Annotated in this window: 26 protein-coding genes and 1 tRNA gene; 15 read left to right on the forward strand and 12 right to left on the reverse strand. The window is 67.7% G+C overall.

The features are described 5' to 3' along the window. Positions 1-581 precede the first annotated feature (581 nt). On the forward strand, positions 582-1,103 hold the full coding sequence (locus C454_RS12540; RefSeq protein ID WP_049905164.1) for a hypothetical protein: 522 nt from the start codon (positions 582-584) through the stop codon (positions 1,101-1,103). A gap of 161 nt (positions 1,104-1,264) precedes the next feature. Here the strand turns inward: C454_RS12540 and C454_RS12545 are convergent. Next, positions 1,265-1,337, reverse strand: a tRNA-Pro gene (locus C454_RS12545). Positions 1,338-1,421: 84 nt separating this feature from the next. Beyond that, positions 1,422-2,018 carry a tRNA (pseudouridine(54)-N(1))-methyltransferase TrmY gene (gene trmY / locus C454_RS12550; protein ID WP_004976249.1) on the reverse strand — a complete coding sequence of 199 codons (597 nt, stop codon included), beginning with the start codon at positions 2,016-2,018 and terminating at the stop codon, positions 1,422-1,424. A 164-nt stretch (positions 2,019-2,182) separates the two neighbouring features. Between trmY and C454_RS12555 the strand changes: the two genes are divergently transcribed. Then, positions 2,183-4,084, forward strand: coding sequence for an ABC transporter ATP-binding protein (locus C454_RS12555; RefSeq protein ID WP_004976251.1), 1,902 nt, complete (start codon positions 2,183-2,185; stop codon positions 4,082-4,084). Positions 4,085-4,182: 98 nt separating this feature from the next. On the opposite strand, the gene C454_RS12560 is transcribed toward C454_RS12555, so the two are convergent. The 4 genes from C454_RS12560 to C454_RS12575 form a co-directional block, all read right to left on the reverse strand. Then, the gene (locus tag C454_RS12560) at positions 4,183-5,202 is read right to left on the reverse strand and encodes a hypothetical protein (RefSeq protein WP_004976253.1); all 1,020 of its coding nucleotides are present in this window, start codon (positions 5,200-5,202) and stop codon (positions 4,183-4,185) included. Continuing rightward, positions 5,189-6,088, reverse strand: coding sequence for a S49 family peptidase (locus C454_RS12565; protein WP_004976255.1), 900 nt, complete (start codon positions 6,086-6,088; stop codon positions 5,189-5,191). The genes C454_RS12560 and C454_RS12565 overlap by 14 nt, the downstream gene beginning before the upstream one ends. Before the next feature lie 146 nt (positions 6,089-6,234). After that, complete coding sequence (locus C454_RS12570) at positions 6,235-7,011, reverse strand: ABC transporter permease (RefSeq protein WP_004976259.1); 777 nt, start codon at positions 7,009-7,011, stop codon at positions 6,235-6,237. Beyond that, positions 7,008-7,961, reverse strand: coding sequence for an ABC transporter ATP-binding protein (locus tag C454_RS12575; protein WP_004976261.1), 954 nt, complete (start codon positions 7,959-7,961; stop codon positions 7,008-7,010). Before C454_RS12575 ends, C454_RS12570 begins: the two co-directional genes overlap by 4 nt. A gap of 346 nt (positions 7,962-8,307) precedes the next feature. On the opposite strand from C454_RS12575, the gene C454_RS12580 reads away from it, so the two are divergent. The 5 genes from C454_RS12580 to C454_RS12600 all read left to right on the forward strand — a co-directional run bounded on the left by C454_RS12580 (position 8,308) and on the right by C454_RS12600 (position 12,393). Then, a complete protein-coding gene (locus C454_RS12580) occupies positions 8,308-8,562 on the forward strand; it encodes a hypothetical protein (RefSeq protein ID WP_004976263.1) in 255 nt (84 codons plus the stop codon). Further along, positions 8,559-9,596, forward strand: coding sequence for an isocitrate lyase (gene aceA, locus C454_RS12585; protein WP_004976265.1), 1,038 nt, complete (start codon positions 8,559-8,561; stop codon positions 9,594-9,596). Before C454_RS12580 ends, aceA begins: the two co-directional genes overlap by 4 nt. Next, entirely contained in the window at positions 9,589-10,890 is a 1,302-nt protein-coding gene (gene aceB, locus C454_RS12590; protein ID WP_004976267.1) for a malate synthase AceB, read from the forward strand. The genes aceA and aceB overlap by 8 nt, the downstream gene beginning before the upstream one ends. Before the next feature lie 215 nt (positions 10,891-11,105). Continuing rightward, complete coding sequence (locus C454_RS12595; protein WP_049905165.1) at positions 11,106-11,687, forward strand: DUF4112 domain-containing protein; 582 nt, start codon at positions 11,106-11,108, stop codon at positions 11,685-11,687. A gap of 100 nt (positions 11,688-11,787) precedes the next feature. After that, positions 11,788-12,393, forward strand: a complete 606-nt coding sequence (locus C454_RS12600) for a twin-arginine translocation signal domain-containing protein (protein ID WP_049905166.1) — start codon at positions 11,788-11,790, stop codon at positions 12,391-12,393. A gap of 148 nt (positions 12,394-12,541) precedes the next feature. Here the strand turns inward: C454_RS12600 and C454_RS12605 are convergent, their stop codons facing one another. Next, entirely contained in the window at positions 12,542-13,519 is a 978-nt protein-coding gene (locus C454_RS12605; protein WP_004976276.1) for a DMT family transporter, read from the reverse strand. A 193-nt stretch (positions 13,520-13,712) separates the two neighbouring features. On the opposite strand from C454_RS12605, the gene C454_RS12610 reads away from it, so the two are divergent. Continuing rightward, positions 13,713-14,996 (forward strand): tRNA pseudouridine(54/55) synthase Pus10, encoded by a 1,284-nt coding sequence (locus C454_RS12610; protein ID WP_004976278.1) that lies wholly within the window; start codon positions 13,713-13,715, stop codon positions 14,994-14,996. A gap of 78 nt (positions 14,997-15,074) precedes the next feature. Beyond that, positions 15,075-15,722 carry a ribonuclease HII gene (rnhB, locus tag C454_RS12615; RefSeq protein ID WP_004976280.1) on the forward strand — a complete coding sequence of 216 codons (648 nt, stop codon included), beginning with the start codon at positions 15,075-15,077 and terminating at the stop codon, positions 15,720-15,722. 67 nt (positions 15,723-15,789) lie between these two features. On the opposite strand, the gene C454_RS12620 is transcribed toward rnhB, so the two are convergent. The 3 genes from C454_RS12620 to secF form a co-directional block, all read right to left on the reverse strand. Next, positions 15,790-16,023 carry a DUF7511 domain-containing protein gene (locus C454_RS12620; RefSeq protein WP_004976282.1) on the reverse strand — a complete coding sequence of 78 codons (234 nt, stop codon included), beginning with the start codon at positions 16,021-16,023 and terminating at the stop codon, positions 15,790-15,792. Between the two features lie 286 nt (positions 16,024-16,309). After that, on the reverse strand, positions 16,310-17,887 hold the full coding sequence (gene secD, locus C454_RS12625) for a preprotein translocase subunit SecD (RefSeq protein ID WP_004976284.1): 1,578 nt from the start codon (positions 17,885-17,887) through the stop codon (positions 16,310-16,312). Next, positions 17,884-18,747, reverse strand: a complete 864-nt coding sequence (secF, locus tag C454_RS12630; protein WP_042663512.1) for a protein translocase subunit SecF — start codon at positions 18,745-18,747, stop codon at positions 17,884-17,886. Before secF ends, secD begins: the two co-directional genes overlap by 4 nt. 127 nt (positions 18,748-18,874) lie before the next feature. Here secF and C454_RS12635 point away from each other — a divergent pair, with 127 nt between their 5' ends. Next, a complete protein-coding gene (locus C454_RS12635; protein ID WP_004976286.1) occupies positions 18,875-19,216 on the forward strand; it encodes a hypothetical protein in 342 nt (113 codons plus the stop codon). Between the two features lie 57 nt (positions 19,217-19,273). On the opposite strand, the gene C454_RS12640 is transcribed toward C454_RS12635, so the two are convergent. Then, on the reverse strand, positions 19,274-19,771 hold the full coding sequence (locus C454_RS12640) for a DUF5812 family protein (RefSeq protein ID WP_004976287.1): 498 nt from the start codon (positions 19,769-19,771) through the stop codon (positions 19,274-19,276). A 114-nt stretch (positions 19,772-19,885) separates the two neighbouring features. Between C454_RS12640 and C454_RS12645 the strand changes: the two genes are divergently transcribed. From C454_RS12645 to C454_RS12660, 4 genes are all read left to right on the forward strand, one after another. Then, positions 19,886-20,485 (forward strand): GNAT family N-acetyltransferase, encoded by a 600-nt coding sequence (locus C454_RS12645; protein WP_004976288.1) that lies wholly within the window; start codon positions 19,886-19,888, stop codon positions 20,483-20,485. A 127-nt stretch (positions 20,486-20,612) separates the two neighbouring features. Then, positions 20,613-21,311 carry a CDP-alcohol phosphatidyltransferase family protein gene (locus tag C454_RS12650; RefSeq protein WP_004976289.1) on the forward strand — a complete coding sequence of 233 codons (699 nt, stop codon included), beginning with the start codon at positions 20,613-20,615 and terminating at the stop codon, positions 21,309-21,311. Next, positions 21,308-22,012, forward strand: a complete 705-nt coding sequence (locus C454_RS12655) for a CehA/McbA family metallohydrolase (RefSeq protein ID WP_004976290.1) — start codon at positions 21,308-21,310, stop codon at positions 22,010-22,012. The genes C454_RS12650 and C454_RS12655 overlap by 4 nt, the downstream gene beginning before the upstream one ends. Then, positions 22,009-22,692, forward strand: a complete 684-nt coding sequence (locus tag C454_RS12660) for a TVP38/TMEM64 family protein (protein ID WP_004976291.1) — start codon at positions 22,009-22,011, stop codon at positions 22,690-22,692. Before C454_RS12655 ends, C454_RS12660 begins: the two co-directional genes overlap by 4 nt. Positions 22,693-22,723: 31 nt before the next feature. On the opposite strand, the gene C454_RS12665 is transcribed toward C454_RS12660, so the two are convergent. Then, positions 22,724-23,257, reverse strand: coding sequence for a hypothetical protein (locus tag C454_RS12665; protein ID WP_004976292.1), 534 nt, complete (start codon positions 23,255-23,257; stop codon positions 22,724-22,726). Between the two features lie 72 nt (positions 23,258-23,329). Between C454_RS12665 and C454_RS12670 the strand changes: the two genes are divergently transcribed. Continuing rightward, positions 23,330-24,622 (forward strand): hypothetical protein, encoded by a 1,293-nt coding sequence (locus C454_RS12670; protein ID WP_004976293.1) that lies wholly within the window; start codon positions 23,330-23,332, stop codon positions 24,620-24,622. Positions 24,623-24,851: the final 229 nt, after the last annotated feature.

The following is a 24,851-nucleotide window of genomic DNA, read 5'->3' on the forward strand; positions in this document are numbered from 1 at the left end:
TGTGTATAAGAGACAGCCGCCGTACTTCACGTAGTCGCGCCGCGTCAATCCCTTCCGTGGTGTCTCGTCGCGTTCCATAGTTTTTTAGGCCAGCCTAAAATAGATAATTGCTTCGGTTCCCGGACGACAGCGGGGCCGTCACGAGCGCGAACAGCGCCTCGTCGGCTCGGCCGCGCGTCGGCTCCGACAGGAAACTGCGGGGGCCGGCCTCGCGTCGCCGCTTGGTGCGATTGGACTGCCTTCGGCCGTTCGGCCGATTCCGTGCTCACCTTGGGTCTGTCGGCGGCGAGGCGGCGGTCGAGCCGTCGGTACCGCTCGCCCTCGTTTGTTTTAGGTTGGCCTAAACTATTGAAGCTTTTCGGTTTGGTGGCGTGGGCGGCAGTAACCACTCCGTGTAACTCGATTGAATCAGTCGTTCTCGGCCTGTGGAAGACTCGTATTTCAAGCGTCTCAGGGCTCCCGTAGCTCTCTCCTAGGAGCATGAGTTCCGCATCGATCACGCCACTCACCGGTGAGTCGTCCAATACATATCATGCCACGAATATATTATATATCCTGAATGTATCCCACCAGACACTCTAATGACCAACCTTACTGATGCGATTCAACCGTATCTGTCCTCCAACGAGTCTATTCGCGCTGCTCGAGCCAACGACTCAAGCGCGGTCGTCGTTACAGACCGGCGCGTTATGGAGGTTAAACGAGGCTCAGACAGTCGAGGACGTGACCTCAAACTTGCGAAGAGCACGCTCATTACGGGACCAAACATTCTCGGTGTCAAAATCGTCGAGGAAGGGAGTGAGCGAGTGGACCTCCAAGGACTCGCCGCCGGGTTGGTAGCACTCGTACTCGGTTTGGGGATTTTCTTCGTCACCGAGCGTGTGAGCGGTGAGCTCGCAGGTCTTGCTGAACTCGTCGGACTGGCCTCGGCGTTCATTGGTGGAATCATCGGTGTCGTGTACATCTGGAACGCGGTCCAGACGAAGCAAGGCGCAGTCACGGTGAAGGTTATCGGCGATGACGGGGACGTGATTGAGACGATTTCGCTCGCGGAAGAAGAGGCGGATGTGGCAGCAGAGATCTCGAGTGTGATCGGAGCGTAATCAAATGAGTTCCTGTGACTTTGATTTCGGGGCTCCGTCAATTCAGATTCGAACTTCCCTCGCTGTCGCTCGGGCGTTCGAATCTTCAGTCGCCCAGACAACCGTTTCGGGGAGACTCGCACACGCTACGCGGTGCTCGTTGGCGTTGAAAGGGGTAGAAATGGGCCGGCTCAGATTCGAACTGAGGTTACGGCCACCCGAAGGCCGAAGGATACCAAGCTACCCCACCGGCCCGCATTTTGAGGCAAGCCACCGTCGCGTTTAACAGTTGTGATTGTGGGCCACCGTCAGACGGCGTGACACACCGCCGACCCCGCCTCAGTACCGCGAATAGGCCGCAGTGTCGAGGTAGTTGTGCGCGACCGTAATCGAGTGGTCGGCGTGGAGAATCTCGGGACCGAGTCGGACCCGCTCGTCGGCGGCGGCCGCCAGCAACTCGGCCTCCTCGTCGGTGAAGTCGTGGTGGTCCGAGAGGACGAAAAGCGGGTTTTCGGGCGGTTCGACCTGAACCACGGGGTCGCCCTCCTCGTGGAGTTCGACCACGGTCGCGTCGCGGGCGGCCTCCTCCAGCGTCGTCTCGAAGCCCATCCGGCGGATGGAGACCCCCGGCGACGACTCGGCGGGCATGTGCCCGATTGCCTCCTCGCGCTTCTCCAGCGCCTTGCGAATCAGGGCGGCGGTGGAGCGCTCGTCGGGGTTGAGCCGACGGAGTTCCGAACCTTCGAACCGGACGGTGTACTCGTCGCCGAGGACCAGATGAACCCGAACGTCCTCGCGGATGTCGTGCGAGAGGAAGAACGCGGCGTTGACACAGCGACAGAGCACGTCGAGTCGGCCGGCCCCGCCGGCGATGTCGTCGAGCGAGAAGTCGGGCGTCGTCGGCGCGTCGTGGCCGATGACGATGAATTGGCGCATGACTCCGATTCGTCGCGTGGGAACCTTATCGCTGTTCACTCGGGCGGGCGTGCGGGCGAGGGCGAAGCGACGCCCGCAGCGGGCGCGAATCTCCCCGACCGCGCACGTCATATCCGCCGGACGCTTACCTCAGGTAAGTGAGCCACAAATCCGGGCGCGACCCGATGGTCCGCCTGTTCGCCGAATACGGTCGCGAGAACCTGGCGTGGTTCGTCGTCGGGCTACTGGCGAGCGTCCTCGGGCGACTCGTCGCCATCGTCCCGGCGCTCGTCCTCGGGGTCGCCATCGACGCGGTGTTCTTCCGGAACACGGCGTACGCCCTCCCGCTGGTTCCGTCGTCGTGGCTGCCGACGACCGTCTCCGGGCAGTTCTGGCTGAGTTTCTGGCTCGTCATCGGAGCGTTCGTCGGCGGGGTCGCGCTCTCGTGGGTGCAGGGCCTCGGCCTCGCGGTCTACTCGAATCGCGTCCAACACGCCGTCCGCGTGGACACCTACGACGCGCTCCAGCGCCTCGATATGGCCTTCTTCGACGACAAGCAGACCGGGCAGGTGCTGTCGATTCTCGACGGCGACGTGCGAAACCTCCGGACGTTCCTCGACAGCACGCTCTCGGGCGGCCTCCAGTTGGTCGTCGCCGTCGTCGGCATCGCGGGCGTGCTGTTCTACCTGAACGCCCAGCTCGCGGTCGTCACGCTCGTGGCCGTCCCGCTTCTGGCCGTCTTCACCGTCTGGTTCATGCGGACGATTCGGCCGCTGTACCGCGCGCTCCGCGAGAGCGTCGGCGCGCTCAACACCCGCATCGAGAACAACGTCTCGGGGATGGAGGTCATCAAGGCCTCCGCGACCGAGGACTACGAGACCGACCGCGTCGCCGACGCCTCCATGGACTACTACCGGCGCGCCCTCGCGGTCGTCAGGCTCGACTACCTCTACCAGCCGTCGATGGAACTCCTCGCCGGCGTCGCGTTCGCCGCCACGTTCGCCATCGGCGGCGTCTGGCTCATCTTCGGCCCGCCCGCCCCCTTCACCGGGGACCTGCTCGTCGGCGAGTTCGTCACGTTCCTGTTCATGACCCAGCGGTTCATCGATCCGCTGTCCGGCGCGGGCCGCATCGTCAACTCCTACGAGAACGCCCGCGCCTCGGGCGAGCGCATCTTCGGGCTGGCCGACCGCGAGGCCGTCGTCCGCGACGCACCCGACGCCGAGTCTCTCGACACCGTCGCCGGGCGAATCGAGTTCGACGGCGTCTCGTTCGCCTACGCGACCGGCCGCGACGTGCTCCACGACGTCTCGTTCGCGGCCGAGCCGGGCGAAACCGTCGCGCTCGTCGGCCCCACGGGCGCGGGAAAATCCACCGTCGCGAAGCTCCTCCTCAGGCTCTACGAACCCACGGACGGAGCGGTCCGCGTGGACGGCCACGACGTGCGCGACGTCGAACTCAGGAGCCTCCGCGAGGCCATCGGCTACGTGAGTCAGGACGTGTACCTCTTCGACGGGACTGTCAGGGAGAACCTCCTGTACGGAGCGTTCGACGCGACCGAGACGGAGATGGTCGCGGCCGCGAAAGCCGCCGAGGCCCACGAGTTCGTCTCGCGGCTCCCCGAGGGCTACGACACCCGCATCGGCGAGCGCGGCGTGAAGCTCTCGGGCGGCCAGCGCCAGCGGCTCTCCATCGCCCGCGCGATGCTCCAAGACCCGCGGATTCTCGTCCTCGACGAGGCGACGAGCGCCGTCGACACCGAGACGGAACTGCTCATCCAGCGCGCGCTCGACCGCCTCTCGGCGGGCCGGACGACGCTCGTCATCGCCCACCGGCTCTCGACGGTCCGCCGCGCCGACGCCATCGTCGTCCTCGACGAGGGCGAAGTCGTCGAGTCGGGCACCCACGACGAACTCGTCGAACTCGGCGGCCTCTACGCGACGCTCTGGGGCGTCCAAGCCGGCGACGTGTCGGGCGTCTCCGCGGACATCCTCGCGCGACTGGTCGAGCGAAGCCGCGCGGCCGACGAGGCCGACGCGGACCGCATCGCCGACGGAGTCACCGCCGACGGCGGCGAAGGCGCCTGAGGAAGTCGTCAACCGACGCTAGGCGAAGAACGACGAAAGAAAACGGGGCGGGGCAGCGAAGCCGGGAGTCCGGCTTCGGCCGCGTCGGTGCGACTCAGTTACGCCGGAGTCGGGGCGGTTCCCTGTCCGGGTGCCGAACCGGCCTCGCCGCCGGATTCGGGCGTGGCCGGGGCGGGCGCGCCGGACTCCTTGTCGCCGGAGACGAGGAAGTCGGCGAGGTTGCCGACGAGCACCTCGTTGTCGGCCTCGTAGGCCGATTCGGGCGCGAGGAAGTCGGCGTCACCGATGGCGACGACCGTCTCGCTCTGGGCGGCGACCGTGTACGGACCGGTCTTGCGAATCGACTCGACGCGGGTCTCGCCGCCGGAGACGAGCGCCGGCGAGACGCTGTCGGCCGAGACCGAAAGCGGCGCGGCGTCGCGGAACACGACCTCGTCGACGCCCTCGGTCAGGGCGGTTTCGCCCTCGGGCGTGGCGTAGACGTTCTCGTAGTTGAGGTAGTAGTCGTGCATGTTGTACAGCGACGAGGAACCGAACGAGACCCCGTAGTCGGAGGTCAGCCCGGCGTCGCCGCCGACAGCGCCGGACGACACCGAGACGGTGATGAGACCGAGGACGCTCGTCGTGCCCGCGGACTGCGGGTCCCCGACGAGGGCGACGCGGCCGCCGGCGTCCTCGAACGACCGCAGGCCGGCGAGCTGGTCGCCGGTGTACGGCTGTTCGGGGTTGACGACGACGAAGGCGTCGGCCGACCGGAGCGAGGCGTTGAAGTTCCGCTGGGCGTCCTCGCGGGTGAGGTACTTCACCTGATGGCCGTTGGCGACGAGCGCGTCGACGAGCGGTTGCATGTCGGACTCGCTCACACCGTTCTCGTGGGCCACGTCGATGAGGACGGTTTTGGGCTCCGCGTTCGAATCCATCGTCACCTCGCCCGATTCGGGGCCGGGCGTGGCGACGAGTTCGTCCGCGTCGAACGCCTGTTTCGCGGCGTTTTCCGTGTCTGCCGGGGCGCTACCGCCGAGTTGGAAGGCGTAGGGTGCCACCGCGGCTCCGACCAAGATGAGGCCGAGCGCGACCGCGAAGACGACCGTCCCGCCGAGTAAGTTACGCTGAGACATTGCCGATCACCTCATCTTCGTACTGCACTTGTCCGTACACCATCAGGAACTGCGGCGCGCGAACGCCGTCGTACCCGATGGGACTCTCTTGGATGACGACCGACGAATTACCGTTCTGCGAGCTGAGAAGGATGATTCCCGAGCGGGTCGGGGGCTCCTTCTCGACGACCTCGTAGTTTTCGAGGCCGGCCTCGGAGGCGGCGCGGTCGATGGCCGTCTGAAGCGTGCCGATGTCGTCGGCGTAGCCGTTCTGCGTGGCGCGAGCGCCGGTGTAGACCTTCGCGTAGGCGACCTCCTCGCGCGACAGCGAGAGTTCGTCGCCGCGGTGGTCCATGACGCTGCCGACGAAGGCGTGCTTCAGCGTCTCAATCTGCGCTTCGCGGTGGTCGAGAGTCATCGACGCCTTGTCGGGGCCGGTGCGAATCTCGCTGGACGTGCCACCGTAGGGGGCCGACCCGCGGACGCCGACGCTCCCGATGACCGACGAGGGCGTCACGTAGATGCTCTCGGAGGGGAGCATCGTGTAGTACGCGCCCGACGCGCCCGTTCCTTGGACGCTCGAAACGACGGGCATCTCTTGGGCGGTCCGATTGACCGCCAAGTACATGCGCTCGGAGGCGGCGGCAGAGCCGCCGGGGCTGTCGACCTGCAGGACGACCGCCTTTATCGATTCGTTCTCTCGCGCTTCGTGGAGGTCCTCTTCCAGCTGGTCAGCTGTGTAGGAGGTGATGGTCCCGTCGACCGAGATGACCGCGACCCTGTCGGGGGTGGGCGCGGCCGCGTCGTAGACGACGGGGGCGAGGAATGCTCCAACCAGGACGGCCGCGACGAGGGCGAGGACCGAGATGGTCCGCGCCGACGCCGCGGAGGAGGGTTTTGATACCATACTTCGGACGTGACTTCTAGAGCGTGTGTCAAAATACTTGTCATCTCAAAAGACAGTTGTTCAGACAAGAACTCCGAGCGGCGGGTCGAAAATGCGCCGACCGCGCCCGGTCGCCACCGGAGGAAGTCGACGACGGTCGACCGACCTCAGTCGGTCAGCCCGTAGCCGCGCCGGAAGAGAACGACGTTGAGACCGACGACCCCGAGCGTGAGCGCCGTCAGCACGCCGAGAGACAGGTTCGGGTCGACCTCTGTGACGCCGAGGAAGCCGTAGCGGACGCCGTTAACCATGTATATCATCGGATTGAGGAGCGACGCCTGCTGGAAGGTCGCGGGAATCTCGTTGAGCGAGTAGAAGACGCCGCCGAAGAACACCAGCGGGCGCAGGATGAACTGGTTCATCATCGTCAGGTCGTCGAAGTCGTCGGCCCAGAGGCCGCCGACCACGCCGAGACCCGCGAAAAGCAGGGTGATGACGAGCATGAACGCGACGAGGTAGAACGGTCTGGCGACGCCGACGGACGTGAAGAACGCGCCGATGAGCGCGACGAGCGCGCCGACGAGCACCCCGCGGGTCGCGCTGGAGAGGACGTACGCGCCGACCATCGAGGAGTACGAAAGCGGCGAGGTCAGCGCCTCCTCGATGTAGCGGTTCCAGCGGCCGTGGAAGATGGAAAACGAGGCGTTCTCGAAGGCGTTCGAGACGGCCCCGAGGACGATGAGACCGGGGAGGATAAACAGGATGTACGGGACGCCCGCGATTTCGTTGATGCGCTCGCCGAGGATGACGCCGAACACGGAGAAGTACAGCACGTTCGTGATGAACGGCGGGACGAACGTGTTGCGCGGGCGGCGGACGAACCGGAGGACTTCGCGGCGGAGCAGGGCGTAAAAGCCGGTCACGTCGAGGCTCGTGAGGCTCACTGCTCGACCTCCGCGGTGGCGCGGCCCTCGCCCTTTCTCGTCATCTCGACGAACACCTCTTCGAGCGACGTGCGCGAGATTTCGAGGTCGACGATTTCGTGGCCGGCGCGGTCGAGCGCCTGCACCACGTCGGGAGCGACGAGGCCGCCCTGCTGGGCCGTCACGACGAGGCGAGTCCCGTCCAGTTCGACGGCCTCGACGCGGTCGTCGTCGGCCGCGAAGTCGGGGACCGCCGTCGGCGGGTCGCGGAGTTGGACGACGATGTCGTCGGTGCCGCGGTCCATCAGTTCCTCGGGGCTTGCGACCTCGATGACGGAGCCGGAGTCGAGGATGGCGACCTCGTCGCAGAGGCGTTCGGCCTCCTCGATGTAGTGGGTCGTGAGCAGGATGGTCGTCCCGCTGTCGTTGAGGTCGACGATGGTCTCCCAGAGTTCGTGGCGCAGTTGCACGTCGACGCCGGCGGTCGGCTCGTCGAGGATGAGCAGGTCGGGGTCGGTGATGAGCGCCCGCGCGAGCATGAACCGCCGTTTCATCCCGCCGGACAGCCAGTCGAACCGGGTGTCGCGCTTGTCGTAGATGCCGACGCGCTTGAGCACCTCGTCGGCGCGCTCTGCGGCCTCGTCGTGCGGAATGCCGTGGTATCCCGCCTTGTGTTCGAGCACTTCGCGGATCGGGAAGAATCGGTCCACGTTGAACTCCTGGGGCGCGAGGCCGATTCGGTCGCGGGCTTCGCGGTAGTCGTCTTCGACGTCGTAGCCGAAGACGCTCGCCTCGCCGCCGGTCTTGCGGACGAGGCCCACGAGGATGTTGATGAACGTCGTCTTCCCCGCCCCGTTCGGCCCCAACAGCCCGAAGAACGACCCCTCGGGAACGTCGAGGTCGACGCCGTCGAGGGCGCGGACGTCGCCGTAGGACTTCGTCAAGTCGCGTATCTCTATCGCGGATGCCATTCGCTGGTGCGTCGTCGGGCGTGGACGCGATTAAGCGTAGTGTCCGCGGAACGCCCCGTCACGGCGTGGCACGCCCGGTCGCCGGGGAAACCGACGACGCTCGAACCCCGCTCAAAGAGTTAGATGTGTTACCACGTGTCAAATTAGGGCCTAATATCCATCCGTACAGAACTAAGCCATTAACTAATATTATCATTATCAATCATTAACTATTAGTACCACTCGGCAGTCGAACCGGGTGAGGAGACATCCGATGGTAGTATCCGCAGCACACCACGCAACCGACCACTCGACGACCGCGACCCGAACCGACCGCTACCGACCGCCGACCCCACCGACGTAACCGATGACAAACCGCGACAACACGACCCGAACCGACACGACGACCCGCACGCCGACCACCACTCGCTCGACGACGACTCGCCCTCGCGCCGCGCGACGCTACCCCAACAACGAGGAGAACATGGACGCGCCGCTCGTCCCCTTCATCCGACAACCGGGGGAGGACGACGAGATGACGAGCATCCGGCGCGAACTGGCCGCGCTCCGCGCCCAACTGAACCGCATCGAGCGAACGATGCAGCCCACCGATACCCAATGAACCCGACCGAACTCGACAGCGACGTCTTCGCACAGGATGTTGACAACCAGAAGGCCCGCGAACTGCGGGAGATGCTGAACACGCAGGACTTCGTGTTCGCCCCCGGCATGTACCACGCCCTCGACGCCCGCCTCGCCGAGATGACGGGCCACGACGCCGCCTACATGTCCGGCTACTCGACGGTCCTCGGGCAGTTCGGCTTCCCGGACCTGGAGATGGTCACGATGACCGAGATGGTCGAGAACGCCAAGCGCATGGTCGAGGCGACGAACCTCCCGGTCATCGCCGACTGCGACACGGGCTACGGCGGCATCCACAACGTCCGCCGCGCCGTCCGCGAGTACGAGAAGGCCGGCGTCGCCGCCGTCCACATCGAAGACCAGACGACGCCCAAGCGCTGCGGCCACATCGCGGGCAAGCAGATAGTCTCCCGCGAGAAGGCCCGCGCCCGCTTCGAGGCGGCCGTCGACGCCAAGCAGTCGGAGGACACGGTCGTCATCGCCCGCACCGACGCCTACGGCTCCTCGAACGGCGACTGGGACGAACACGTCGAGCGCGGTCGCATCTACGCCGACGCCGGCGTCGACATCGTCTGGCCCGAGATGCCGAACCCCTCGCGCGAGGACGCCGTCGCCTACGCCGAGGAGATTCACGAGACGCACCCCGACCTGAAGCTCGCGTTCAACTACTCCTCGTCGTTCGCGTGGTCCGAAGAAGAGGACCCGCTGACGTTCCAGGAGCTGGGCGACCTCGGCTACAAGTACATCTTCATCACGCTGTTCGGGCTCCACTCGGGCGCGCACGCCGTCTACGAGGACTTCAAGAAGCTCGCCGAACAGGACGAGGAAGGCCAGTTCGACCTCGAACAGCGCTACCTCGGCCACCCGACCGAGAGCCACCACGAGCTATCGTTCGTCTCGCGGTATCAGGACATCGAGACCGAGTTCGACCCCGAGGCGCGCCGCCGCATCGAGGAGTCCGAAGGGTTCAGCGAGGAGCAGGCCGACCCCATCACGAGCAACGACGATGACTGAGCGCAGACACGACCGCGAGTTCGTGCGGACGTTCTTCACCTCGCCGACGGCCGTCGAGGGCGAAGACGACTCCGCGAAGATGCTCCGACGGGCGGCCGGCCTCCGCGGGATGCAGGCCCCCGACGTGTGGGTCCCCGACAACGAGGACGCCACCGCGCCGTCGATGCGCGACGAGGGGGCCGAGAACATCGTCGAAGTCATCTCCGAACACGGCTCGGAGTTCCCCGGCGAGATTCACCCCCGGATGGTCTGGCACCGCGACAGCCCCGGGACCCGGTATCAGGGCTTCCAGCACATGCTCGACATCACCGACCCCGAGCGGGGCGCGGTCGAGCACATCGACGGCTTCGTCATCCCCGAGGTCGGCGGCATCGACGACTGGAAGAAGGCCGACGAGTTCTTCACCATCGTCGAGAACGAACACGGCCTCGAAGAGGGGAGCCTCGCCATGTCGGTCATCATCGAGAGCGGCGAGGCCGAACTCGCCATGGGCGACCTCCGCGACGAGATGGGCAAGCCGACGAACAACCTCGAACGGCTGTTCCTCCTCGTCGACGGCGAGGTCGACTACACGAAGGACATGCGCGCCATGACGCCGACCGGCGAGCTTCCGGCGTGGCCGGAGCTTCGACACAACACCTCGCGCGGGGCTAGCGCCGCCGGCTGTATCGCTGTCGACGGCCCCTACGACGACATCCGCGACGTGGAGGGCTACCGCGAGCGCATGACCGAGAACCAGGCGAAGGGAATGCTCGGCATCTGGTCGCTCACGCCCGGCCAAGTCGTCGAGGCGAACACCTCGCCGCTCCCGCCGAAGACCGGCAGTTGGCTCCTCGACGCGGGCGGCGAGGAAGTCGAACTCGCGTCCGAAGACGGGGCCGAGGTGTACGACGGGGACCGCCTCTCGCTCGAAGCTACCGACGACGGCTACGAACTCCGGGTCGGCGGCGACACGCGGGAACTCACCGCGGACGAACTCCGCGAGGAACTGCTCGGCCTGACCTCGTACGTCCCGAGCATGGACGACATCGTCGACTCCATGGAGGAGTTCGAGGCGGCCAAGGAGGCCGGCCGCGGCGCTATCGCCATGACCCAGTCGGCGACGCTCCGCATCGGCGGCACCGAAATCGACATCGCCAAGGACCGCATGTGGGACGAGGCGACCTATCAGGCCGCGATGACGCCCATCAGCCTGTTCCAGGACGTGTACGAACACCGCCCCGACCAACACGAGGAGTTAGCGGAACGCTACGGCGCGGGCGTCGTCGAGCGCGCGATGGAGGTGGGACTCTAAGCTCGGGACGCGACTCCACCGCAGGGGTTCCGCCGTCGGCCCCGGGGTTCCGGCTTGGTCACGCGACGGCGTCCGGCTTCGTAGCTCCGACGACGCGCCCGCCCGAACCGTGGGGGCGGCGCGTCGCGCTCTTTTTCCACTCGACGCGCAGTTTCCGACTCGACACGACCCCGACCGACGCTATTCTCAAGTTCCGCCCGCGCGAGTTGACACGTGTGAACGATTCGACGAACACCCCGGCGACGCCCGTGGAGACGAGCGACAGCAACGGCGACGCGGACGAGTCGCTGGAACCCGACGTAGTCGTCGACTTCGAGTCCGTGGGCGTCGCGGACGAGGAGACGCTCGCGCGACTCCGGACGGTGAGCTTCTACCTCGACGAGGCGTTCGAGATTCCGGGGACGAACTACCGCATCGGCCTCGACCCGATTCTGGGGCTCGTGCCCGGCGTCGGCGACGCGACGGCCGCCGCGCTCTCGGCGTACATCCTCGTCGAGGCCGCCATGCTCGGCGTGCCGCGGGCGACGCTCGCGCGGATGCTCGGCAACGTCGTCCTCGACGCGACCGTCGGGTCGCTCCCGGTTGTCGGCGACGTGTTCGACGCGGCGTGGAAGGCGAACGCCCGGAACGTCCGGCTGTTGGAGGCCCGATACGACGACGCCTCCCCCGCGGCCGTAGAGGCCGACCGACGCTTCCTCTTGGCCGCGGTCGCCGCCATCGCCCTCCTGCTCGTCGCGCTCGGCGCGGCGACCGCGCTCGTCGCCCTGTGGGTGCTCGGACAGGTTGGACTGTTGTAAGTTACCAGTGCTCGAAACGAAGAAATCCGCTGTGTGAGTCGTTATCCACCCCCAAACTGTAAACTACAAGACATATATACGGGCTTGCAAATCATGGCGTATGGAACGACGAACTTTCCTGAAGAGCGTCGCCGCGACGGGAGCCCTCCTCACCACCGCCGGATGCATGGGCGGTGGCTCCGGGTCGCAGCCGACCGCGGGCAACGAGACGGGTAACGAGACCGGCAACGGCACGGCGGGCGAGACGACGGCCGACGTCGAGCCGGCCGAGGTCCCGGACCCCGAACTCGCCTTCCGCACCAACAGCGGCGTCCTCCGCGTGGTTCACATGGGCGGCGAGAAGATTACCGACGAGGCGACGAGCGAGGTCTACGTCACCGTCGACGACGAGCGCACCGCGACGTGGGTCGCCGACGGCGAGGAGGGGCAGGACTACCCCGTCTCGGTGGGTAACTTCCGCGAAATCGAGTCCGCCGAGAGCGGCTCGACGGTCGAGGTCGTCTGGGTCGGCCGCGCGGGTGCCGAAGAAGTCCTCGCCACCCACGAGGTCGCCGCAGAGGAGACCACGACGACCGCGACGACCAACGAGACGACCACGAACGGGACCGCCACCAACGAGACGGTCACCGAGACGACGGCCGCCAACGAGACGGTCACGACGACGAACGAGACGACCACGTCGTCGGACAACGAGACCAGCAACTGAGAACGACGGCCGACGCCGACGCGGACACCGGCGTCGGACGCGACGAGGCTTTTTTCGACTCGAAAGCGGTTCGACGTTCGCGCTGTCGCGGAGCAACGGGACCGCGATAGCGCTACGATACTCTCGGGTGGGCGGCGGCGGAACCGGCTCAGTCGTCGGCCGGGAGGCCGTCCGGGTCGGTCGCCGGTTCGGGCGCGACGAGACCGACGCGGACGCCGAGGCGACGACCCAGCGGGCCGAGCGCGTCGCGCTTCATGAACGCGAAGCCGAGGAGGATGAGCGCGAAGCCGACGACGGTGACGGGGCCGATGCGCTCGCCGAGGAACGCCCAGCCGGTGACGGCGGCGACGACCGGCGTGACGTAGTTGACGAGGCTGATTTCGACCGCGCCGATGCGGTCGAGCAGGACGAAGTAGGCGATGAAGCCGACGGCGCTGCACAGCACGGCCAAGAACAGCAGCGCGGCGACGACGACCGGCGACCACGCCACGCTCGCGAGGCCGGGCTCGCCGAGGACGGGGCTCGTGACGTGGAGCATGCCCGCGCCGAGGAGCATCATCCACGCCTGCATCGGAACGACGGGCGGGTTCCCGGGGAGCCGCTTGACGAGCACCGAGCCGAACGCCCACGCCGCGGCCGCGAGAAGGAGCAGGACGACGCCGAGGAGTTGGCCGCCGACCGACCCTGACGCGAGGGCGATGACCACCGTCCCGGCCAACCCCAGAAACACCCCGAGGAAGCCGAACCCGTCGAGGCGCTCTTCGGGCAGCATCGGCCACGCGAAAAGCGGCGTGAGGACGGGCGCGAGGCTGATGACGATGGCCGAGACGCCGCTCGTCACGTACCGCTGGCCGGAGAACAGGAGCGAGAAGTGCGCGCCGATGAGGAGCGCCCCGCCGACGAGGACGACGAGCCACTCGTCGCGGCCGCGGGGCCGCCAGTCCTCGGCCGCGAGCAGGCCGTAGGTGAACAGCACCACGCCGGCCACGTCGTATCGGAGGGCGGCGAACAGTACGGGCGGGAGGACGTCGAGGCCGACCTCGATGGCGATAAACGAGGTTCCCCAGAGGACCGCGATGGTCGCGAACAGTGCGAGCGTCCGATTCGTTTGCGTATTGATAGACACGAGATATCGACCGTAGACCCAGGTGTTGAAGCGGCTACCACGCCGCCGTACATCAAATTTCTCGGAGCCGAGATAGCACTCCACTCGGGTCGTGTTGACAAACATCTCTGAGCTGAGATACGTCGACAAGCCGTGCCGCGGCGACGCGGCGAACAAAGTAAGCTAGTTACGCGCGCCCCGATAGAGACCGAACATGAGCATCCTTGAGGACGCGCGAGCGCTCGCCGAGAGCGGGCCGGTCTGCGACGCCTGTCTGGGCCGGGCCTTCGCCGAGCGCAGTTTCGGGCTGACGAACGCCGAGCGGGGCAAGTCGCTCCGGGTCGCCGCCGCCCTCGACGCGGACGAGCCCTACGAGGCCGTCGAGACCGAGGACTGCTGGGTCTGCGAGGGGGCCTGCGCCGAGTTCGACGCGTGGGCCGAACGCTGCGCCGAGGCCATCGAGGACGTGGAAGTCGAGACGTATCAGGTCGGCACCCGCGCGCCGCCGCTCGTCGAGGAAAACGAGCTACTGCTCCGCGAGGGGGCGGGCCTCCCCGAGGACGCCGGCGAACTGTTCAAATCCGAGTTCAACCGCGAGGTCGGAAAGCGCGTGGGCCGACTCACCGGCACCGAGGTCGACTTCACCCGACCGGACGTGCAGTTCCTCCTCGACATCGAAGCCGACACCGTCGAGGCGCAGCTCAACTCCGCGTTCGTCTACGGGCGCTACCGGAAGCTCGCGCGCGACATCCCGCAGACCGAGTGGCCCTGCCGCGAGTGCGACGGCTCGGGCTACAAGGGCAAGGAGCCCTGCGACTACTGCGGCGGCTCGGGCTACCTCTACGAGGACAGCGTCGAGGGCTTCGTCGCCCCCGTCGTGACGGACGTGATGGACGGCGTCGACGCGAAGTTCCACGGCGCGGGCCGCGAGGACGTGGACGCGCTCATGCTCGGGACGGGCCGGCCGTTCGTGGTCGAAATCATGGAACCCCGCCGCCGCACCATCGACGTCGAACAGCTCGAAGGCGACATCAACGCGATGGCCGAGGGGGAAATCGAGGTCGAGGGGCTCCGCCTCGCCACCTACGACATGGTCGAGCGCGTGAAGAAACTCGACGCGAGCAAGGAGTACCGCGCCGCCGTCGAGTTCGACGACGACGTGACCGACGAGGAACTGGGGGCCGCGCTGGACGAACTTACCGGCGCGACCATCGAGCAGTACACGCCCCACCGCGTCGACCACCGCCGCGCGAGCATCACCCGCACCCGCCACGTCTACGACGCCACCGGCGACCTCGAAGACGCGCGCCACGCGACCGTCGAAATCCACGGCGAGGGCGGCCTCTACATCAAGGAACTCGTCTCGGGCGACGAGGGCCGAACCAACCCGAGCCTCGCCGGCATCCTCGACACCGGCGCGGTCGTCACCGCGCTCGACGTGATTGCGGTCGAGGGCGAGGACGAACCGTTCGAGGACGACGACTTCTTCAAGGACTGAAACGAAGCCCCGGGGAACCCCTGCGAACGTCGCCGCAGACCGCAATCTCTAATTCTCGCCCGCGACACCCGACGAGGTATGCACATCGGCGTCGACGAAGCCGGAAAGGGACCCGTGTTGGGTCCGATGGTCGCCGCGGCGGTCCGAGGGGACCCCGACGCCCTCCCGGACGGAATCGCCGACTCGAAGCGACTCGCTCCCGAGCGCCGCGAGGAACTCGCCGCGAAACTCCGTGACCGAGACGACGTGGAAGTCGGGGTCGCGTTCGTCGAACCCGAGACCATCGACGACCCCGAGACGGACATGAACCTGCTGACCGTCCGAGCGCAGGTCGAGGCCGCCGCCGAGGTCGCCGTCGACGCCGACGAACTCGTCTGCGACGCGGGCGACGTGAGCGAGTCCAGATTCGGCCGCCGCATCCGCGAGGGGTTGGCCGAGGCGGGCGTCGAAGTCGAAGTCCACGCCCAGCACCGCGCGGACGACGAACACGCCATCGTCGGCGCGGCGAGCATCGTGGCGAAGGTCGAACGCGACCGCCGAGTCGAGGAGATTGCCGCGTCGTACGGCGAGGTCGGAAGCGGCTACCCGAGCGACGGGACGACCCGCGAGTTCCTGCGGGAGTACGTCCGCGAACACGGGATTCTCCCGGACTGCGCGCGGAAGTCGTGGTCGACCTGCGCCGACCTCATGGCCGCACACGAACAGTCGTCGCTGGGCGATTTCTGAGTCGGCTCGGGAGCGGCGGTCGAAAAAGTGGAGGGTCGGTGGTTCGAGGGCGAGTCGCGGAGACGGCTCACCGCATCTCGGCGAGCGCGACGTACGAGCCTTCCTGCGCGGAGAGCCACGTCGTCAGCAACTCGTCTTCTGCGAGTCCTGCGGGGAAGATGGTGCACTCGTCTGGTGCGTCCTCGTACGGGGCGACGATGGCGACGAACTCCTCGTCGTCCGCGGGGGCGGAGCGTCGCGGAGCGTCCGGCCGGGTCGTCGTCGCGTCCGTGTCGTCGCGTCGAAGTGGCGTGTCTTCCATGAGTGGAGTGCGTGCACCGTGAGTACCGACGGGCGGCGGTTGGTCGGTTGCCGGTTCGGTCAGTATTTTATAGACAGTCTATATGATTCTGTCGGCGAATACGTCCCGATGAGGACGACCGAAACCGTCGCCGTCTTCTGATTCTGACATGGGGAACGATTGAGCGGTCGGAGAGGTATCAACTGCGAGAATCGCCACGGTGGTCTGCGGGCGGGGTCGTCGGCTCGCGGGGCTGGGCGCGTGACGGACGAGTGAGAGAAAGCGTCGGTCGGAGGTGGAGCCGACCTCAGCGGTCCTCGGTCAGGAGGATTCGGAGGATGTCACCGTACGCCGGGCGGGTGACGAGGACGCCGATGATGACACCGAGGATGGTGAAGATGGCGAAGCCCTGCAGGTCGCCGAGCGAGAGCACGGCGAGCGGGCTCATGGCGATGATGGTCGTCGCGGCGGCCGCGCCGATGACCCAGAAGGCCCGACGGAACCGCGACTGGAAGACCTTCCGCGACTTCACCGTGCCCTCAGCCATCACCTCGTCGGCGATGATGATGAGGTCGTCCACACCCGTCCCGATGACGGCGATGAAGCCGGCGATGACAGAGAGGTCGAGCGGGTAGCCGATGGCCGCGGCGAACCCGAGGAGGATGTACACCTCGGAGAGGCCGGTGACGATCATCGGCAGGGCGACCTGCGGTTTGCCGTAGCGGACGAAGACGACGCCGGCGACCGCGAGGACCGCGATGATACCCGTGATGAGCGAGTTGAACTTGAAGCTCTCACCCTGGCTCGGGGAGATGTACGACGAGGTGCCGCTGTCCTCGCCCGAGAGGTCGAGCTTGGCCGGCAGCGCGCCGGCGCGGAGGTTGATGGCGATTTCCTGGGCCTCGGACGTGTTGCGCGTCTGGAGCTGGAAGCTCGGTGCGCCGGCCCACTCGCCGGCCCGCATGGTGTCGGCGAGTCCGTCGCTCATGCCGAAGGCGTTGACGACCTCCCCGTTGACGACGAGCAGGAGACAGCCCTCGGTCGTGTTCTGTCCGCCGTCTTCCATGTAGGTACACCGAGTCCCGCCGTTCTGGGCGAGGCCGGTCTCGACGACCGCCGACTGGAACTCCTGTGCGGGTTCGTCCCGGACGGAGACGGGGACGAACGCCCCGCTCCCGACCTGGGACTCCTGTGCGGTCCCGATGGAGGTGAAGTCGGCCTGCGTCAGGACGGCCTCGCGCGTCTCGTAGGTCCGCGTGCCGTTCTGTGAGACCGGGTGATAGATGTCGATTTGGACCGTCCCGCGCTCGCCGACGAGGTCGACGACGTCCGACTGGTCGCGGTTGGGGACCTCGACGAGGATGAAGTGTTCGCCCGTCGCCGTGGTCACCTGTTGGACCGTCCCGCCGGAGAGGCCGGCCTCGTTGATCTTCGACTGGAGGACGCGGACCGTCTCGGCGCGGGTCGTCTCGGTGACGCCGTCTCTGACCTCGCCGTGGGCGTAGCCCGCGGCGTCGAGCGCGGCGGCCAAGTCGTCGGTCGTGGCGTTCTCGATGGTCACTTCGACCGTGTTGGACTCCGCGCCCACACGGGCGATGACGTCCGCGGCGTCGGCGCCGTCCAACTGAGCGGCGACCTGTCGCTCGACGACGCGGTCGGAATCGCCCTCGAACTCGACGTCCTCGGCCGTGACGCCGACGAGCGGCGCGCGGATGCGCGTCCCGCCGTCGAGTTGGAGGCCGAACTTGAGGTTCGTCGCGCCGCCGTCATCGGCGACGGGGCCCTGGGTCTGCCCCCCGATGGTCGGCGAGAAGAGGGCGAGCGTCGAGAGCAGGACGGCGACGACGAGGAAGATGACCCGCCAGTTGTCGCGGAGCGTGCTCATCGGGCCACCCCCTCGAACTTGTACCAGCGAAGGAGGGTCACGTTCAGCATGTAGGTGTTCATCAGGTCGGCGGTGAGGCCGAAGACGAGGACCGTTCCGATGGCGGCGAGCAGCTGAATGCCGAACAGCGTCGCCGTGATGGTCATGACGATCATCGCCGCGATGGACGTGAGCGTCATGGTGACACCGGTGCGCATGGCGCGCGCGGTGGACTCGTAGAAGTCACCGGACCGTCGGAGGACGTGGTTGTTCAGGAGGATGTCCGAGTCCACCGAGTACCCGATGAGCATCAGGAGGGCGGCGACGGTCCCCAGCGATAGCTCGATGCCGAGGAGGTTCATCAGCGCCACCGGGATGACGATGTCGGAGAACGCCGAGACGACGACCGCGATGGAGGGGACGAACGAGCGGAACATGGCGAACACGAGGATGCTCATGCCCGCGAAGGCGACCGCGAGGCCACCGAGGGCGAGCAGTTGCGTCTCGGAGCCGAAGTTAGCCGACACCGCGTCGATAGACCTGACTTCGAAGCCGGCGTCTTCGGCCTGCGTCTGGAGCTCGCTCGACGTCGCGCTCCCGGACTGGAAGGTCACGACGTACGTTCCGTCGGCCGCGACGGAACGAATCGATTCGGGCTGACTGTCGAAGGCCGCGGCGACCTCGCTTTGCGGGGCATCCGTTGCGATACGGAGTTCGGTCCCGCCGGTGAAATCGACGCCCGGGTTCACCGGCGCGCCAGTCGCGACGTACCACCCTCCGATGACCAGTAGGGCCACCGCGAGGACCGCGAGGGGGACGGCCACGAGTTGGCGATTCGTGTACCGGGTGTAGTCTACCTCCGGTACCGTAAACTCAACCATGGGTTGCGGTCCTGAGCGGTGCCGAATAAGGTTTCTTATCCGCGGACGGCCTCGGCCGTAAAACGGTCTGACGGGCGCGCGGCGAACCCGCGACAGGCCCATAATCGTTGGCCGACAATCGTGAGGTATGGCGACCGACCAGACGGCGACCCGCGTGGTCGTCTCCTTTCCCGACGAACTCAGCGCGTGGGGCCGCGACCAGCTGACCACCGACCACTTCGTGACCTACCTGCAGCGGGTCCACGAGGACGCCGCGCCGGGCGACGAGTGGGAGGAGTTCCTCGACGTGGGCTGTTGCGGCGACGCGTTGACGCTGACGCTCCGCGTGGAGGGGCTCGACCCCGCGGACGCGACCGGAATCGGCGAGGAGACGACCGTCGAGTTCGTCGAGCGCGAGGGGAGCGTCCACGGCGGGTGGTGCGTCCAGAGCGCGGACGGTCCCGTCTCCTCGACCGGAACACAGCGGTAGCGAGAGGCGAAGCGGGAGCGAAGTAGACGAGCGAGCGGAGGGCGGAAAAGACCCGACTCAGGGCATGTAGCGGACCGCGACGACGCCCGGCTGCGAGCGGACTTCGACGCGGTTCACGTCGAGTCTGGCGGCCCGCGAGAGCAGCCCCTCGCGGTCCGAGAGGACATCGTCGACGGCCTGTTCGGTCATGTCGTCGGGAACCGAGAGGACGTGAATCTCGCCGGTGCCGGCGCGTTCCTCCCGGACGAGTTCGCCGTCGGGGTTGTCCGCGGCGATGTCGCGGGAGTTCGTCGTCGGCGACTCGGTGGAGCGCTCGACGGAGACGGTCCAGCGCGAGTCGACCTCGACGAGTTGCCACGAGACGTTCATCGGCGGGTCGGGCGCGACGGTCCCGCGGACGGCTTCGTCCTCGGAGACGCCGGGGTTCGACGAGAGCGCGTGAACCTGCCCGGAGTGAACGTCCTTCAGGACGGCCGACTCCTCGTCGGCGGCGGTGACGAGAAACGTTCCCGTTCGCTCGGACTCGGATTCGGTCTCGGACTCGGTCTCGGTCATCACCCGGTGTAAGCCGCCGGGCCTTTTCCCCGTTTCGGGCGCTTTCGACCGCGTGTGCCACCTGTACCCACGGCGACGGTGGGCTTTTCTCGCGGCGCTTCGACGCGACTGACGATGCCCGCGCTCTGGCGGTTGACCCGGACCGAGACGGCCCGACGCGTCTACGACGCGCTCAAAGCCCGCGGACTCACGGCGACGCAGATGGACGAGTACGTCGCGGACGCCGACGCGGCGGACGTCGGCCGCGACCCCCCGGCGGGCGTCGAGATTCGCGCGCTCGACCCCGCGGAGGCGACGCGGTTCGAAGCCCGATACGACGCGTTTTCCGAACTCAGAGGCGACGAGACGGCGGTGTGCGCGTTCGATGGTGGGGCAGACGAGGAACCTGTGCTCGTCGGCTACCTCTTTCTCGGCGACCCCGGCCTGACGTACCGCGTCCACCCGCTGGAGGCCGACGTGACCTTCCCCGGCGGCTACGTCCGCCGGGTGTTCGTCGCGCCCGAAGCGCGGAATCGCGGCATCGCCACCGCGCTCGTCTCGCGGGCCGTCGCGGTCGCCGGCGAGCGGGGGGCCGAAACGGTGCACGCGCTCGTCGCCCGCGACAACAGACCCTCGCAGTGGACCTTCGAGAGCGTCGGCTTCCGAGTCGCCCGAACCCGGGCGTACTACCGGGTCGGGCCGTGGCGTCGCCGGCGCGTCAAACCGCGTTCATAGCGGTACAGAGTGCTCAGTTACGTCCCGAGCGCTCCGTTCGGGAACGTTGATATATAGATATTTGTTTTATATATACTATAGCGATTAAATTTATACTCAATCGGCCGAGTGTGTCGGACAGACAGGCATGACGGACGAACTCAGGTCAGCACTTCGCGGGAGGCTGGACGCGGTCGACGCGCGGGCGAGCGAGGTCGTGCGCTCATCGACGGGGGAGAACATGATTTCGCGGCTCGGGGTCGCGGACTGGTTGAGTCTGGGCGCGCTCTTCTGGGCGTGGGTCGGCGCGATACTGTTCGTGTCGGGCGAGCCGAACTGGGCCATCGTGGCCGTCCTCGTCGGCTTCGCCTTCGACAAGGCCGACGGCTACTACGCCCGCAAGACCGGGACCGCCTCGGCGTTCGGCCGACAGATAGACTCCTTCATCGACATCTTCGCGTACCTCGTGTCGGCGGCGCTCCTGTACCACGTCGCGCTCGCGCCCAACCCGGTCGTGAGCGCCGTCGTCGGGTTCGTCGTCCTCACCTTCGGCGGCCTGCGACTCATCCGCCACAACAGCGAGGGCTTCGGCGACGACTCGGGGACCTCGTACTACCGCGGGACGACCGTCGTCCACACGCACCTCGTCGTGCTGGCGAACTACTTCCTCCTCCAGTTCGTCCCGCCGTGGAACGGCTGGGTCGCGGGCGCGACCATCGTGGCGGTCTGCCCGCTCATGACCTCCGACTACAAGGCGTACAAGACCGACGCGGGGCACCTCCTCGTCGGCGCCGCCGGCGTCCTGACGGTCGTCGGCTGTCTCGCGCTCGAATTCGGCGTGATATGAGCGGTCGGACGCAGGGCTCGCGGGAGGCGCGGACGCTCGCGGTCGACCTCCACGTCCACACCGACGCCTCCTACGACTGCGAGATGTCGGTCGAGGCGGTGTTGGCCCGCGCCGCGGCGGTCGGCCTGGACGCGGTCGCCATCACCGACCACGACTCGGTCGGGTCGCTCCCGCGAGCGTTCGACATCGCCCACGAGTACGGCGTCCGGGTCGTCCCCGGCGTCGAGGTCTCGACGGCCGACGGTCACCTCCTCGCGCTCGGCGTCGACGACCCGCCGGCGAGGGGACGACCGCTCTCCGAGACGGCGCGGGCGGTCCGCGAGTCGGGCGGCCTCGCGGTCGTACCGCACCCCTTTCAGACGTTCCGCCACGGCGCGTCCCGTCGGGCGATTCGGGACGTGGACGCCGTCGAGGTGTACAACGCGCACACGCTCACCGGGTTCAGAAACGGGCAGGCGCGGCGCTACGCCCGCCGCGAGGGCCTTCCGGGGACGGGTGGAAGCGACGCGCACCGACCCGCGCTGGTCGGACAGGCGTACACGGCCGTCTCGGTCGCGGCGGACGGCGGCGTCACGACCGACGCCATCTTGGACGGGGTTCGCGCCGGGCGGACCGTCGCGCGGGGGACGCGAACGACCGCCCGCCAGTACCTGCGGAAGTACGCGCTGAACGCCCGGCTCAAGACCGCCTCGTTCCTGTGACGGGCCGGCTGTTCGACTCGCCCGCGGCGCGGAACGCGGCGCTCCTCAGAGTCGGCGTCGTCGCGGTCGCCGCCGCGGTCCTCGCGGTCGCCGTCGCCGCGTTCGCCCCACGGCTCGCCGACCCGGCGTGGATTCGCTCGGCGGTCGAATCGACCGGCCCGTTCGCGCCGCTGGCGTTCGTCGGCGTCCAGACCCTGCAGGTGATTCTCGCGCCGATTCCCGGGCAAGCCCTCGCCGCCGTCGGCGGTTACCTGTTCGGGACGGTCGCCGGGACGGCCTACAGCATGGTCGGCGTCGTCGCCGGGAGCGCAATCGTCTTCCTGCTCGCCCGGCGTTTCGGCCGACCCGCGGTCGAGCGCCTCGTCGCCGACGACGCGCTCGCGCGGTTCGACGGCGTCGCCGACCGCCGGGGCGTCGCCGGCCTGTTCGTCCTGTTTCTCCTGCCGGTGTTCCCGGACGACGCGCTCTGTGCGCTCGCCGGGCTCTCGCCGCTTCGACTGCGGACGCTCGTCGTCCTCGTCGCCGTCGGTCGCCTGCCGACGTTCGCGCTCGCGGCGGCCGCCGGGCGGAACGCGGGGGCGGCGAACTACGAGACGGTTGCGCTCCTCGTCGGCGTCGGCGTCGTGGCCTCGGCGGTCGTCTACCGCTACCGCGACGAGTTAGCGGCGCGAGTCGGGTGAGGCCGAGTCGGAAAAAACGAGTCCGTGGCGGTTACCGAAGCAGTCGGTGAATCCCGTAGATTCCCACCGCGCACGCGACGGGCGGGACGAGCCCGTAGATTGCGGGCAGGTCGTAGAGGAGCTGGACGACGGGAACGAGTGCGGAGACGGTCACGGGACCCACCGTGAACGGCTCTGCGGGCGTCTGAAGCTCCGCCGGCACCGACGCGACGAGCCCGACGTACACCGACGCCATGAACACGAAGCCAGCGAGCGCGAGGCTCAGGTCGTACCGCGGCTCCGAGCCGGTGCGGCGGTGTCGTCGGGCGACGAACAGTACGGGAGCGACCAGCGGCGCGACGACGAACAGCCCCACGAGGACGTAGAACGACCGCGAGAGGGTGAGCGAGCCGCCGGGGACGCCGGCGGTCGCGCCGATGAGAACCACGAGTCCGAAGGCGACGAACAGCGAGACGACACCCGTCGCGAGGGCACCGACGAGCACGTAGCACTTGAACAGCCACGACTCGCTGTGCCGGAAGGCGTACGGGAACGCGCCGATGACGCCGCCGTAGTCGTCTGCCATCGGTCGCCCTTGGGAGCGGCCGCGATTAAAGCGACCGGTGTCGTTTTGACGCCGGGCGACGCGGCATTCTGTATGCAGGTAGACCTCGGGAACGTCCTGGACACGGCGTCGTCCCACGGCGTCTCGCGCGAGACGCTCGAACGACTCGACGGCCGCGTCGCGGCCGCCCACGACCGCATCGAACGGGGCCGAGAGGCCGGCGAGCACGGCTACGAATCGCTGAACCTCCCGAACAGCACCGACCCCGCGGCGATTCGGGACGCCGTGAGCCGGTTCGACGACCCCTCCGCGGTCGTCACCGTCGGCATCGGCGGGAGCGCCCTCGGTGCGGCCACCCTCACCGACGCCCTCGAAAGCGACGTTGACGCCTACTACCTCGACAACGTCGACCCCGAGGCCGTCGAGCGCCTCCTCGACTCGCTGGACCTCTCGTCGACGGTCGTCAACGTCGTCTCGCGGTCCGGCACGACCGCCGAGACGCTGGCGAACTTCCTCGTCGTGCAGGAGGCGATGGCCGACGCGGGCGTCGACTGGGCCGACCGTACCTTCGTCACGACCGGCGAGGAGGGCAATCTCCGCGACCTCGCCGACCAGCACGACCTCCCGTCGCTCCCCGTCCCGGACGGCGTCCCCGGCCGCTTTTCGGTGCTCTCGACGGTCGGCCTCGCCGCCGCGGCCCTCTGCGGCCACGACATCGAGGCGGTGCTGGAGGGCGCGGCCGCACAGGAAGCGCGCCTGTCGGACTCGCTTTTCGACTCGCCCGCCTACGCCTACGGCGCGGTCTCCTACGCCCTCGCCGAGCGCGGCCTGCGGCAGAACGCGATGATGCCCTACGCCGAGTCGCTCGAAACGTTCTCCGAGTGGTTCGCCCAGCTGTGGGCCGAGTCGCTCGGAAAGGACGGCCTCGGCCAGACGCCCCTGCGAGCGCTCGGCGCGACCGACCAGCACTCCCAGCTCCAACTGTACCGCGCCGGCCCGCGCGACAAGCTCGTGACGCTCGTCCGCGCCACGGAGCGCGAGGACGTTTCCATCCCCGAGACCGACCTCGACGGCCTCGCGTACCTCGGCGGCTCGTCGCTCGGCGAACTGCTCGACGCCGAGTTCGAGGCGACCGAGGCGAGCCTCGCCGCGGCCGGCTGTCCGAACGTCCGCATCGAACTCGACCGCGTCGACGAGTACGGGCTGGGCGAACTCCTCTACGCGATGGAGGCCGCCTGCGTCCTCTACGGCGAGCTCGCCAGCGTTGACACGTTCATCCAGCCGGCGGTCGAGTGGGGCAAGCGCGCCGCCCGCGGCCTGCTCGGCGGCGGCGACTTCGCGGAGGCCGACGCGGTCGAAGAGAAGTCGCGGCTGGTCGTGGAGTAGTCGGAACGAGAGTCTCCCGGCGACCACGGCCGAGAGCTAACTTTTGCGACGACCACCGAACGACCACCCAGCGACGACCACCGAACAGTCCACGGGCGGGGGCTTTCGAGGGGGGTCCCGAAGTCCGGTTCTCTTCTCGAAACGACGCAAACGGCGCAGAGTCACGTGACTCCACGGAATCACGAGAATCGACCCGAATCGGTTATCCGACCCCGTTCCGAAGGGGAGG

This window comes from Haloferax gibbonsii ATCC 33959, assembly GCF_000336775.1.
In the GTDB taxonomy this organism is placed as follows: Archaea; Halobacteriota; Halobacteria; order Halobacteriales; family Haloferacaceae; genus Haloferax; species Haloferax gibbonsii.